Raw genomic sequence first — 12,485 nt, 5'->3', positions numbered from 1 at the left:
GAGGCCCTCGCTTTCGCTCTCACTCTGGCAAACGATGCTGCCACGTCATCCGTTCCCGGTGGGAGCGTGGTCGCACATTCGACATCATCCCGGTACCGGGATGCTCAATCCTGGGAAAATCTCCACATGTTTGGGGTCTTGTGGCGCGGGCGGGATCACGATGAGCGGCTCCTGCGACGGACTCTCCGGCGGATTCAGAACGTCGTAGCTACCACCGGAGGGCTTGCTCGGCTCCTGCGACGGACTCTTCGGCGGATTCAGAATGTCGTAGCTACCACCGGAGGGCTTGCTCGCCTCCTGGCCGCCTGCGGCGAGGAATTGCTCCACGGGTGTGTCTTCGAGTGCGCCGTCCATCGTCTGTTTCCAAATGTCGGCGGGCAGCCCGGAACCGTAGATGTCGGCTCCGCGTGCGGTCTGGATCGGCTGGGATTGTTCGGTGCCGATCCATACCGCGGTCGACAGCGACGGGGTGAAGCCGATCATCCACGCGTCCTTGTTCGACTTCGTGTCGTTGAGTTCGGTGGTGCCGGTCTTGGCGGCTGAGGGACGGCCGCCGGCCAGATTGTGGCCGTTCGAATACGCCGCGATGGGTGTCATCGCCTGGATGGTGCTGTCGGCGACGGCGCGCGGGATGCGCTGCTGTCCCGGCGGCTGCTGCTTGCCGACCTGCTGTTCGGGCGCACCGCGGTCCAGCAGCACCCGGCCGTCGCCGGTCACCACCCGCTGCACGAAGTAGGGCTGGTGGTAGACACCGGAATTGGCGATCGTCGCGTACGCGGAGGCCATGTCGATGGGGCGAACCAGGTACTGGCCCAACACGATTCCGTTCAGCGGATGTCCGTCCTCCTCGGTGAGCGTTTTGCCTGCCACGCCAGGGATCTCCTCCGGGATGCCCGCCTGATGGGCGGCGTCCGCGATGGCTTTCGGGCCGTCGAACATCGTCATCGTCAGCCGGTAGAAGCTGGTGTTCAGCGACCGCTTCAATGCTTCGGCGATGGTGCACCTGCCGCACGACTCGCCGTCCACATTGGTGATTCTGGTGCCACGGTCGGTCACCGGTGAACTGTCGAGCACGCGCGAGAGCGGAATGCTCTGCTGCTGTGCGGCGATCACGGCGAACACCTTGAATGCGGACCCGGTCTGCAGCGGCGCCTGTGCGAAGTCGTAGCCGAGGCCGTCGTTGCCGCCGTAGTAGGTGCGCACCGCGCCGGAACGTGGGTCGATCGATACCACCGCACTACGCAGCTCGGGCGGCTGCGAATCGAGCCGGTCGTGCACAGCGCCGAGCGCGGATTGCTGGGCTCGCGCATCGATGGTGCTGGTGATCTGTAGCGCACCGGTGTTCAGGTCCCGCTCGCTGACACCGGAGGAGCGCAGCTCGCGCAACACCTGCGCGCGGATCAGGCCCTCCGGACCTCGGGCCACGTTCTCGTCGGGGATCTGGGAGATCGGGACGATCGGCGGGAACACAGCCGCGTCGCGGTTGCCCGGCGCGAGCACCCCCATCTCGACCATCCCGTCGAGCACGTACTTCCAGCGGGCCGTGAGCTCGGGGAGATGGGTTTCCGGGTCGAGGATCGAGGGCGTGCGGATGACCGCGGCAAGCACCGCGCCCTCGGCCAGGGTCAGCTGTGGCACCGGCTTGTCGAAGTATGCCTTCGCCGCTGCGGCGACACCGTAGGCGCCGCGCCCGTAATAGATGGTGTTGAGGTAGGCGGCGAGGATGTCGTCTTTGCTCCACTGCCGCGCGATCTTTGCCGCGATGACCAACTCGCGCATCTTCCTGGTGAGGGTGCGTTCGGAGCCGAGGAAGGCGTTCTTCACATACTGCTGGGTGATGGTGGAACCGCCGCCCGCGTCCCCGCGCCCGAGCAGGTTGTCGCGAGCGGCGCGCAGGAATCCGGAGGTCGAGTAGCCGGGGTTGCTGTAGAAATTGCGATCTTCGGCCGAGAGCACCGCGTCGCGCATCGGTCGCGGTACGTCGCTCAACGGTATCGGGGTCCGATTGCCTTCGGGGGGAACAACCTTGGCGATGACCGTGGTCCCGTCCGCGGCGAGGATGGTGGCGATCTGGTTGGTCTGCACCGAGGTCGGATCGGGGATTTCCGCGCTCCAGTAGACGAGCACACAGAGCACCGACGGCACCGCGACGAAGATGGTGAACAGGGCAAGCACCAGCCGCCGGAATCGTTCGCCGCGGGTGCGTTGCGGCCGCTCGGCCGGGGCGGGGACCGGCTCGGCCGGTGTGGTCGTCCGGCGTGATCTCGGCGGGCGAGTGGACCGTTTGCGGTCGGTGGGTGTGGTCGTCCGCTCTTTCCATCCCGCGATGGAGGCATACGGTGCGGCCGACGACTTGCCCCGCGCGCGCCGGGGATTACCGCGTCTTCGCCGCTTGCCGAACGAGCTCACGATCATCTCCTCCCGGAGCGTCGGTAAAACTCACCTGCACGGTCAACGATCGGAACCGGGCTACAACCCTGGCACGTTGTTGTCTCCGCCAGGCCGCAGCGACCCGCGAGCATATCACCGCAAGCCAGCCCAAACGGCCCGTTCGGCCTGCTTTTGTTCTGCGAGATCCCTAAAGAATCGACCACCACGGAGCGAGTCTTACGAGCGACCGTTCGCGGCCGGCTCGCGTCCGAGTGGCCGAAGCGCATGCGACGAAGTCGCGAGTCTCGGCCGCTCGGACGCGAGCCTTGGGGGCCGCGAACACGCGGCGCCGCAGGCGCTGCAAATCCAACACAGCCGCGAACACGCAGCGCCGCAGGCGCTGCAAATCAGACACGGTCAGCTCTTGACGCCGCCCGCGGTGAGACCGGAGATGATGCGGCGCTGGAACAGCAGCACCATGATGACCAGCGGAATGGTGACCATCGTGCCCGCGGCCATGATGGCGGCGTAGGGCTGCACCAGGGGGTTGTTGCCGGAGAAGCGCGCGATCGCGACGGTCACCGGCTCGGTCTTGTCGCTGGAAAGCAGTCGCGCCAAAAGGTATTCGTTCACCGCGGCGATGAACGCGAGGATTGCGGTGGTGAACACCGCGGGTGCCGCCAGTGGCAGCATCACCAGCCGGAACGCCTGCAACTTGGTCGCGCCGTCGATGCGCGCGGCCTCCTCGAGCTCCCACGGCAGCTCCGCGAAGAACGAGGCGAGGATGTAGACGGTCATCGGTAGCACGAACGAGATGTTCGGGATGATCATCGCCTGGTACTCGCCGATCCAGCCCAGATTGGTGAACAGCTGGAACAGCGGCGTGACCAGCACGACCACCGGGAACATCGAGGCGCTCAGGATCAGCCCGGACACCAGGTACTTGCCCTTGAAGGTGAGCCTGGCCAGCGCGTAGGCGGCCAGCACGCCGAGCACCAGGGCGAACACTGTGGTGGCCGCGCCGATGACCACGCTGTTGAGCAGCGCCTTACCGAAATCGTTGCCGCGGCTGGTGTCGAAGGCGTTGCGGAAGTTCTCGAACGTGAGATGGGTTGGCCACGGGGTGTTGTCGAAGGTGAAGTCCGGATCGCGGAATGCCGTGACGGCCATCCAGTAGAACGGTCCGAGGCCCCACACCAGCACGATCAGCGCACCGAGGTACAGCCGCACGGAACCGAGCCGCTTGGTCCAGGGGGTCGTAGGGGTCGTGGTGGCCATCAGTGCGCCTCCCGCTGTTCTTCCTGGGTCCGAACGGCATTCGCACCCAAGACCTTCACCAACAGGAACGCCACCGCGAAGATGAGCAGGAAGGTGATCGTCGACAATGCGGCCGCACTGTTCGGGCCTTGACGGACTTGCTCGACCACCAGCGCGGAGATCGGGCGGGTCGCCGGGTTGCCGAGCGTCATGATCGCGGGCAGGTCGTAGAGGCGAAGTCCGTCCATCGTCCGGAACAGCACCGCGACCAGCAACGCAGGCTTGAGCAGTGGCAGGGTGATCTGGGTGAAGCGCTGCCAGGCCGATGCGCCGTCGACCTTGGCGGCCTCGTAGACGTCGGCCGGGATCACCTGCAGGCCTGCGAGCAGCAGCAAGGCCATGAACGGCGTGGTCTTCCACACGTCGGCGGCGATCACCGCGAACCGCGCGGGCCACGCCTCGGAGGTCCACAGGATGTGCGTGCCGAGCAGCCGGTTCACCACCCCGTCGTACTGGAACATGAACTCCCACAGTCGCGCCGTGACCGCGGTCGGGATCGCCCACGGAATGAGCACCGCCGCCCGCAGCAGGGCCCGGCCACGGAAGGTCTTTCCCATCACCATCGCCATGCCGAGGCCGAGTGTCGCCTCGAGGGTCACGGTGATCACCGTGAAGAACAGCGTCACGCCGATCGCGAGCCAGAACTGCGATCCGAGGTTGCCGGTGGGGCAGGACACCGTCTCGCCGCCGGCCTGACACTGCTGGAACAGCCAGTGGGTGTAGTTCGAGAATCCGGCGCTACCGCCCTCGACGAACATCCCGGTCGCCGGATCCAGCCCGGCATCCTTCTGGAACGACATGAAGACCGCCCGGAACACCGGGTAGCCGACGACGACGGCCAGCGTTATCAACACCGGCGTGACGAATAGCCACGCCTTACCGGAACTCCGAAGCTGCAAAGCCAATGTTCCACCGAACCCGCGCTTCGGCGGCAGGTGGCCGTCGCTCGACACGCGGGTGGTCGTTCCCGAAGGATCCGACACCGTATCTCTCTCCTACAGGGCTGGGCTGGTCCGGTTCGTTATGAGCCGGCTGTCTCGATGCCCTTTTGCATACCGGTGATCGCGTCGTCGACCGACTTGGTTCCGTTCAAGGCGGCGTAGGCGTTGTCCTGGATGGCCTTCGACACCGCTGGATAGAACGGAGTCACCGGGCGCGGCACTGCGCTGGCGATCGATTCCTTGAGTGCGGGCAGGAACGGCATCTTCGCGATGAGTGCCGGATCGTCGTACATCGATGCACGCACCGAGGGCAGCGCGCCGGCGGCGACGATGTGCTGCGCGTCCTCGCTGATGAGGAAGCGAAGGAAGTCGAGCGCGGTGGCCTTGTTCTTGGAGAACGCGCTGATGGCGGCGTTGTAGCCGCCGAGGGTCGAGGCGCCGACGCCGTTCTCGCCGGGCAGCGGCGCGACCCCGAACTTGTCCTTCACGGCCGAGGATTCCGAGCCGGCGTCACCGAAGGTGGACGGCCAACTGCGCAGGAACATCAGCTTGCCCTGGGTGAAGGCGGCGCCGCTCTCCGGCTCCTTGAAGGTGATGGCTTCCTTGGGGATATCGCCGCTCTTGTACGCGTCGACCAGCTGCTTCAGTCCGGCGCGGGACTGCGGGCTGTTCACCGTCGGGGTCTTGCCGTCGGCGCCGACGAAGGTACCGCCGAAGGCGTTGATCACCTCGGCCGTGTTCACCGTCAGGCCCTCGTACGGTGCGAGTTGGCCTGCGTAGCAACCGATGTTGTTCTGCTTGGCGACCGGACACTGCGCCAGCATTTCGGTCCAGGTCTTCGGCGGGTTGGGTACCAGGTCCTTGCGGTAGAACAGCAGGCCACCGTTGGTGTTTCGGGGCGCCGCGTACAGGACGTTGTTGTAGGTGGCGCTGGCGACCGGCGGCGAGAGCAGCGCGGAGGTGTCGATGGAGAAGGTATCCCGCAGTGGCTGGATCCAGCCCTTGGCGGCGAACTCGGCGGTCCACGGCACGTCCATGGCGAACACGTCGTAGCTGGACTGCTTGGAGCGCATGTGCTCGACGAGGTCGTCGTACTGCTGCGAGGCGTCGTTCGACTGCTCCTTGAACGTCACCTGCTCGTCGGGATGCGACGCGTTCCAGCGCTCGATCAACTGCTTGACCGCACCTGTCTCGGTGGTGTCCTTGCCCTCGACATAGGTGATCGGGCCACGGCCGGTGAGGTTCTGGCCGGTCGGATTGCCCCCGCTGTCGCTGGAGCACGAGGCCGTGAACATCGCCGTCAGCAGCGCCATCGAGGCAGCAGCCAGTGCCGCTCGAGGCATTAGCGACGAACGCAGGGACGACACCTTCTTCAAAGCCATCGCGAACACTCCAAGGGTCGAGACGTGAGCACCAGCACACCAGAGGTGCACAACGCAAGATACATGGTGTTCATGTGCCACGCCGGATTACGCCTACCGTTTGTGCGGTTGTATGGTCACTCGTCCAAACGCAGGTCTGTGGTCGTACTCGGTCCGGGACAGCCTATTAGGCTTGTGCCCGATGACTTCGCCGAATGCGGTTCCCGACCGGATGCTCACCCGGATCGGTGGGCTGTTGCGCAAGGCCGAATCCACCGATAACGAGCACGAGGCCGAGGCATTCCTCGCGGCCGCGCAACGGCTGGCGACCAAATCCTCGATCGACCTGACGGTGGCTCGCTCGCACGTCGCGGGGCGCGAACGCAGGCCGACACCGGTGCAGCGGATCATCCCGATCGGCCAGCCGGGCAAGAAGGGATTGCGCACCTACGTGCAACTGTTCGTCGCGATCGCGGCCGCCAACGACGTGCGCTGTGATGTTGCGCGGACCTCCACCCAGGTTTACGCCTACGGGTTCGATTCCGATATCGACACCTGCGAGGCCCTGTATGCCAGCCTGCTCGTGCAGATGGTGCGGGCATCGGATCAGTACATCAAATCGGGGCAGTATCGAACTGCGACAGTGGAGAAAGTTGTCACCGAAAAGCGGTGGGGGCGAAGGGTGCAACGCCGAGTGCAGGCTCCGGTCGCGGCGGTGACCGCCAGGCTGAACTTTCAGATGGCCTTCGCCGCGCGGATCGGGCGCCGACTGGCCGCGGTGAAGGCCGAGGTCGAGGCGGAGCTCGTGCCGGACACCTCGGCGGCCGGCACCGCATTGGCCCTGCGCAACAAGGAAATCGAGCTCACCGACTTCTACTCGCAAACCTCCGAGGCACGCGGCACCTGGCGTGGCCCACAGACCTCGGCCGGTCATTCGGCGGCGGCGCGCCGTGCGGGTGACGCAGCGGGTCGGGCGGCTCGGCTCGGCACCTCGCCCGAACTCGGTGCGGCCCGCGGGCAACTGGCACGGGGCGACGGCACATCGTCATGAGCCCGCGAGACAGCCAGCGCGCCAAGGTATATGACGCCGAGCAGCTGGTGCGCGGGGTGTTCGACCGGGCCGACGAGCACGGCAATCGCACGGTCGAGCTCTACGGATCGCACCTGACGCTGCCCATCGAGCGCCGCTTCGCCACTGTCGATTCGGTGCAGACCTACGCGAACAAGGTGCTCGGGCTCAATTGGGTTCGTGCGCAGTGGGATCGAGCCGGGGTGGCCGTGCGCGTCCGGTCGCGGGCCGGTACGACCGCTGCGCATTATGAGGTCGAGGACGCGGTTCTCGCGGTGCCGTTGCACACCGGAGGCACCGCGTGGGCGCTGCGCGAACTCGTTGTGCTGCATGAACTCACCCACCACCTGGAGCCCGCGCCCGCGTCGGTGGCGCCACACGGTCCGGAATTCTGTAGTCGCTATCTGGATCTGGTCGACGGTGTCATCGGACCGGAAGCGGCGTTGGTACTGCGGGCAACGATGCTGGGGTGCGGTGTGCGGTTGGGGTCGGGCTGACTCGCAGGGGATACCACGAATGTCGACTCGAACCGCTCCGCTGTCCGGGCGGGCCGATCCGCGACATTCGGCCGGTCCCGCTTCCGGCTGCCGCCTGGTCCTGCGTCCGATCGGGCCGGCTGCTGCTCGGTCGCGTTTCCGGCCGAGCCCTCAGGACAGCAACTTGCGCACTCGGTCGAAGCGGTTGTGCCACCACGTGATCCGGTCCGGGTCGGGCTGTCGATAGCGCTCGAGCAGAGCCGGGTCCGGTTGCGGCGGTGTCCGTGGCACGGGCAGGAAGCCGTCGACCGGGCGCAGCGATTCGGCGACCACGTCGCCCTCGAACAGGGCAGTCGTGCCGAGCCCGCAGGCGAAGTCGAGTTCGGGCAGTGCACCGGCCAGGGCGAGCTGGGCGGCAAGGCCGACGCTGGTTTCCAGGGCGGAGGACACGACACACGGCAGGCCCGCGGCCGCGGCGACCTGTAGCGCGCGTCGTACGCCACCCAGTGGCGTGCACTTGAGGACCGCAATATCGGCCGCGCCCGCGACTGCGACCCGCAGCGGATCCTCCGCCCGGCGAATGGATTCGTCGGCGGCGATGCGCACACCCACCCTGCGGCGCACCGCAGCCAGTTCCTCGATCGTCCGGCACGGCTGTTCGACATACTCCAAACCGCCTGCTGCCCTGTCGATCCTGCCGATATTGACAATCGCGGTATCCACATCCCACACCGCGTTGGCATCCACGCGAATCGCACCGTCGGTCCCGAGCGCCGCCCGCACCGCCGCAACGCGGGCGAGGTCTTCGGCGAGCGATTCGGGATGGTCGGCGACCTTCACTTTGGCGGTGCGGCATCCGGACTTCGCCACGATGTCGTATGCGCGCTCGGGGTCGACGGCGGGCACGGTGCAATTGATGGGGACGAGCTCGCGCACCGGTTCCGGCCAGCCCACCGTGACCTGCTCCAGCGCTGTGGCCAGCCAGCTGGTCGCTTCGCGATCGTCGTACTCGGGGAACGGGCAGAACTCACCCCACCCGAGCGGTCCACGCAACAACATTCCCTCGCGCACCGTGATGCCGCGGAAGCGGGTCCGCAGCGGAATGGCGTACACGATGGTCTCGGTGATGGCGTCGGTGTCGGCGGGGATCACCATCGTCACCATACGGATGGGGATCGACTACTCGTTTCGGCCTCGTCTCTATGAGTAGTTTCGCAACGCGGTCAGTGAAAGTCGGCGATGTGGTCGATAGCCCACTGCGCGTATGTCCGCGCGGGTGCACCGGTCACCGACTCGGAGGTGGGGCCGACCGACGCCGGCGCGGTCCCGGCTTCGGCCCACATGTCGAGCACCGGCTTGTACAGGAACTTCGCTGCCTGCTCGTAGCTCAGCTCGACCAATTCCACCGGTTCGCCGATGGCCGCGGCGATGTGCTCGACCATGTCGCGCTGCGACAGCGATTCGGGTCCGGTCAGTGGATAGATCTTACCCGCATGCCCCGGCTCGGTGAGTGCGGCGACGGCCGCGGCCGCGATGTCGGCCTCGTGGATGGGGTTCAGCTGCAAGCCCGGAAAGGGTAGGCGCGCAACCCGTTCCGACTTGATCGAGGACGCCCACCAGCGGGAGTTGGCCGCGAACGCGCCCGGTCGCAGCACGGTCAGCGGCAGGCCGGATTCCTGTAGTGGCCGCTCGACGGCGAGATGGTGCGCGCCGATCGTATTGTCTTCGCTTTCCGCCGCGATCGAGGACAGCAGCGCTACGTGTGCGACCTCGCCGGCCTGTGCGGCGTCGATGAGGTTCTCGATGCCTTCGGGTGCGGCGTACACAAAGGCCCGGTCCACGCCGTCGAGCGCGGCGGCCACCGACGCGGGGTCGGTCATGTCGAGGCCGACCAACTCGACCCCGTCGGGCACGGTGGTCTTGGTCGGATCGGAACTGGCCGCCCGCACCGACTTTCCTGCGGTGAGCAACTGGTCGATGACGGCGCGGCCGACAATGCCGCGGGCGCCGGTGACGAGGTAGGTCACGGGGTGTCTCCTTCGAAATCTGGTGCAGTGAGATGAGCGAGGATCCGGCGCAATTGCTCGCCGTAGCGTTGTTCGAATTCCGGTGTCTGTGGATCGATCCCGAACAGTTCGCGGACCTGCGCAGGCAGCAGCAGCGGCGCGATCACCATGCCCATCACCGCGAGCTGGAACGACGCGGGATCGAGATCGGCAGCGATCTCCCCGCACTCCTGCCGCCGCCGGGTGCTCTCCAGGTCTGCCTCGTGGATCGGCTTCTGTGTGGTCTCGGGCGCGTCGTCGGACAAGCCCCGCCACATGAGCAGCCGGATGCCACGTGGGTCGGTGAGGGCGTGCCGCAGATATCGGGTCAGGACTTCGCCGAGCGGCAGCGACGGGTCGGCGAAATCGGCTTCCTGCTCCAGCCATTGCTGCTGCAACGCCTGATAGAGCCCTTCTTTGCCGCCGAAGTAGTAGGTGATCAGCTGCTTGTTGACCCCGGCGCGGGTGGCGATGTCGCCGACGCGCGCCCCTGCGTACCCGCGCGCCGAGAACTCGTCGAACGCGGCATCGAGCAGGCAACGCTTGGTTCGTTCGGCATCACGTACGCGGGAGCCGGGCTCAGGGGCGCGGTGTGTGGGCACCCGACCAGGCTAGCCAATAATTTTACAAATGGCTAATTAATTTAGACACATGGATGATTCGGTTGGCTTCGGCACGCGTCATGCTTGGGGGTATGACGTGGGATCGACGGCGCCGGTTGCTTGATCCTGTGCGCGCTGTCATCGGCTCGCTGATCAGCATCGGATTCGCAGGGACGACCGCCGCATTCGTGCCGCTGTACGAACTCGTGGCGGATGTGGGTGAAATGCGACGGCTGTCGGTGGCCTATGGCGTCGCCTGGGCCGGCATCGCAATGTCGTTGGCATACACAGCGATGCTCTTACTGGCGGCAGTGCGGGCCCGCAGGCCCATCGGCTGGACGCCGCTCGTTGCGCTGCCGCTGCTGGTCGGAGCATGGGTCGCCGGTTTCCTGGTCGCGATCCTCGTCTCCGGGTGAACGACATGCCCGTCGCACCGAGTCGATGCGACGGGCATTGTTCGTCCCAGACGGTTGGCTTCCGGATTCGGATCCTTCGATATCAGAGCCGTTCGAGGATGGTGGCGTTGGCCAATCCGCCTGCCTCGCACATGGTTTGCAGGCCATAGCGTGCGCCGCGGTCCTGCATGGCGTGGACCAGGGTGGTCATCAGGCGCGCGCCGGAGGCGCCGAGCGGGTGGCCGATGGCGATGGCGCCGCCGTTGACATTCACCTTGCTCAGGTCGGCGCCGGTGTCATGCGCCCAGGCGAGAACGACGGGGGAGAACGCCTCGTTGATCTCGATGAGGTCCATGTCCGAGAGCTGGAGGCCGGCGCGTTGCAGGACCTTTCGGGTGGCCGGGATGACCGCGGTGAGCATGAGCAGCGGATCGTCGCCCGCGACCGCGAAGCTGTGCAGCCTGGCCAGCGGGGTCAGGCCGAGCTCACGGGCGCGTTCGCCGGTCATGATCAACACCGCCGCGCTGCCGTCGCTGACCTGGCTCGCCGTTGCCGCGGTGATCTCCCATCCGATCTGTGGGAAGCGGGCGGCCATGGCCTCGTCGTAGTAGGCGGGACGCAGCTTGCCGAGGGTTTCCAGGGTGCTGCCGACGCGGATGCCTTCGTCGGTGTGCAGGCCGTTGATCGGCGCGAGTTCTTTGGTGAACAGGCCGTTCTTCGTTGCCAGTGCGGCTTTTTCGTGGCTGGTCAGCGCGAACTCGTCCAGCTGCGTGCGAGTCAGTCCCCATTTGGCCGCGATCAGCTCGGCGCTGATGCCCTGGGGGACGAGGCCATCGGGATAGCGCTCGGTGAAACCGACACCGGACAGATCTTCGGATCCGATCAGGTTGGCGCCCATGGGAATTCGGCCCATCGACTCGACACCCGCGGCGACGACGATGTCGTAGGCGCCGGCGATGACACCCTGGGCGGCGAAGTGGATGGCCTGCTGGCTGCTGCCGCATTGCCGATCGACGGTGGTCGCGGGCACCGATTCCGGATAGCCCGCGGCCAGCGCGGCGCGCCGAGTCATATTGGCGCCCTGCTCGCCGACCTGGGTGACGATGCCGCCGATCACGTCGTCGATGAGTACCGGATCGATGCCGCTGCGGTCCACCACCTCGCGCAGGCTGTGCGCCAGTAGATCCACTGCGTTCACGTTGTGCAGCGCCCCGTTCGGCTTGCCCTTGCCGATCGGTGTGCGTACCGCCTCGACGATCACTGCGTCTCTCATGGTGGTTCCTTCCGGACCGGGAGCCGGACTCCTTCGCCTGGCTCTATTGGCTTATAGTCAGGTTAACGCCTGGATATAGTCGGCTCAAGCCAACTGTCGCTATGATGTTCGTCATGGCAGCCGTGATGGAAGGACCGTTGGCCGATCTGAGCTCGTGGAAACCCGAGGAATGCTCGATCGCGAAGGCGATGGATCTCGTCGGCACCCGCTCGGCGGTTCTGATCCTGCGCGAGGCCTACTACGGCACCCGGCGCTTCGACGGTTTCGCCGCACGGGTCGGCATCACCGATGCGGCCGCATCGGGCCAGCTCCGGAAGCTCACGGAGGCGGGCCTGCTGGCCAAGCAGCCGTACCGAGAAGCGGGCAGGCGCACGCGCCACGAGTATGTGCTGACCGACATGGGCCGCGACCTACTACCCGCGGTGCTCGCACTGATGCAGTGGGGCGACACGTACCTGCAGCCGGGACCAGCACCGTTGCTGCTGGTAGAGGGGTCGAGCGGCGCGCCGGTCCGGGTTCAGGTGCGCAGCGAGACGGGCAATGAGATCGCGCTCGAGGAGCTCGGCATTCGGCTCAATCCGGATTACGCGCGCGCAGGCCGGGCCCGCCGGGCCGAGTAGCTCCGCCCTGTCGAGC

General features: G+C 66.4%; 12 protein-coding genes. 4 read left to right on the top strand and 8 right to left on the bottom strand.

The window, feature by feature from the left end:
• Positions 1-84 precede the first annotated feature (84 nt).
• The 4 genes from OHA42_RS03835 to OHA42_RS03820 form a co-directional block, all read right to left on the bottom strand.
• Positions 85-2,415: a transglycosylase domain-containing protein gene (locus OHA42_RS03835; RefSeq protein WP_406234612.1), complete on the bottom strand. Its 2,331-nt coding sequence runs from the start codon at positions 2,413-2,415 to the stop codon at positions 85-87.
• A 372-nt stretch (positions 2,416-2,787) separates the two neighbouring features.
• A complete protein-coding gene (locus OHA42_RS03830; protein WP_406234610.1) occupies positions 2,788-3,648 on the bottom strand; it encodes a carbohydrate ABC transporter permease in 861 nt (286 codons plus the stop codon).
• Positions 3,648-4,622, bottom strand: a complete 975-nt coding sequence (locus OHA42_RS03825) for a carbohydrate ABC transporter permease (RefSeq protein WP_406239066.1) — start codon at positions 4,620-4,622, stop codon at positions 3,648-3,650. Before OHA42_RS03825 ends, OHA42_RS03830 begins: the two co-directional genes overlap by 1 nt.
• A gap of 86 nt (positions 4,623-4,708) precedes the next feature.
• Positions 4,709-6,010, bottom strand: a complete 1,302-nt coding sequence (locus tag OHA42_RS03820; RefSeq protein WP_406234608.1) for an ABC transporter substrate-binding protein — start codon at positions 6,008-6,010, stop codon at positions 4,709-4,711.
• A 181-nt stretch (positions 6,011-6,191) separates the two neighbouring features.
• On the opposite strand from OHA42_RS03820, the gene OHA42_RS03815 reads away from it, so the two are divergent.
• Positions 6,192-7,040: a DUF2786 domain-containing protein gene (locus OHA42_RS03815; RefSeq protein ID WP_406234606.1), complete on the top strand. Its 849-nt coding sequence runs from the start codon at positions 6,192-6,194 to the stop codon at positions 7,038-7,040.
• Positions 7,037-7,555, top strand: a complete 519-nt coding sequence (locus OHA42_RS03810) for a TIGR04338 family metallohydrolase (RefSeq protein ID WP_406234604.1) — start codon at positions 7,037-7,039, stop codon at positions 7,553-7,555. Before OHA42_RS03815 ends, OHA42_RS03810 begins: the two co-directional genes overlap by 4 nt.
• 150 nt (positions 7,556-7,705) lie before the next feature.
• Here OHA42_RS03810 and OHA42_RS03805 read toward each other — a convergent pair whose 3' ends face one another.
• The 3 genes from OHA42_RS03805 to OHA42_RS03795 all read right to left on the bottom strand — a co-directional run bounded on the left by OHA42_RS03805 (position 7,706) and on the right by OHA42_RS03795 (position 10,181).
• Entirely contained in the window at positions 7,706-8,689 is a 984-nt protein-coding gene (locus OHA42_RS03805; protein ID WP_406234602.1) for an o-succinylbenzoate synthase, read from the bottom strand.
• 68 nt (positions 8,690-8,757) lie between these two features.
• Positions 8,758-9,561, bottom strand: a complete 804-nt coding sequence (locus OHA42_RS03800; protein WP_406234600.1) for an SDR family oxidoreductase — start codon at positions 9,559-9,561, stop codon at positions 8,758-8,760.
• A complete protein-coding gene (locus OHA42_RS03795) occupies positions 9,558-10,181 on the bottom strand; it encodes a TetR/AcrR family transcriptional regulator (protein ID WP_406234599.1) in 624 nt (207 codons plus the stop codon). The genes OHA42_RS03800 and OHA42_RS03795 overlap by 4 nt, the downstream gene beginning before the upstream one ends.
• Positions 10,182-10,273: 92 nt before the next feature.
• On the opposite strand from OHA42_RS03795, the gene OHA42_RS03790 reads away from it, so the two are divergent.
• Positions 10,274-10,597 (top strand): hypothetical protein, encoded by a 324-nt coding sequence (locus OHA42_RS03790; protein ID WP_406234597.1) that lies wholly within the window; start codon positions 10,274-10,276, stop codon positions 10,595-10,597.
• Positions 10,598-10,679: 82 nt separating this feature from the next.
• On the opposite strand, the gene OHA42_RS03785 is transcribed toward OHA42_RS03790, so the two are convergent.
• Positions 10,680-11,849, bottom strand: a complete 1,170-nt coding sequence (locus tag OHA42_RS03785) for a thiolase family protein (protein ID WP_406234595.1) — start codon at positions 11,847-11,849, stop codon at positions 10,680-10,682.
• Positions 11,850-11,950: 101 nt separating this feature from the next.
• Between OHA42_RS03785 and OHA42_RS03780 the strand changes: the two genes are divergently transcribed.
• On the top strand, positions 11,951-12,469 hold the full coding sequence (locus OHA42_RS03780) for a winged helix-turn-helix transcriptional regulator (protein ID WP_406234594.1): 519 nt from the start codon (positions 11,951-11,953) through the stop codon (positions 12,467-12,469).
• The last annotated feature ends 16 nt before the right edge of the window (positions 12,470-12,485 follow it).

Source organism: Nocardia sp. NBC_01009 (assembly GCF_045208035.1).
Lineage (GTDB): Bacteria > Actinomycetota > Actinomycetes > Mycobacteriales > Mycobacteriaceae > Nocardia.
This window is presented reverse-complemented; position numbering and strand designations above follow the sequence as displayed.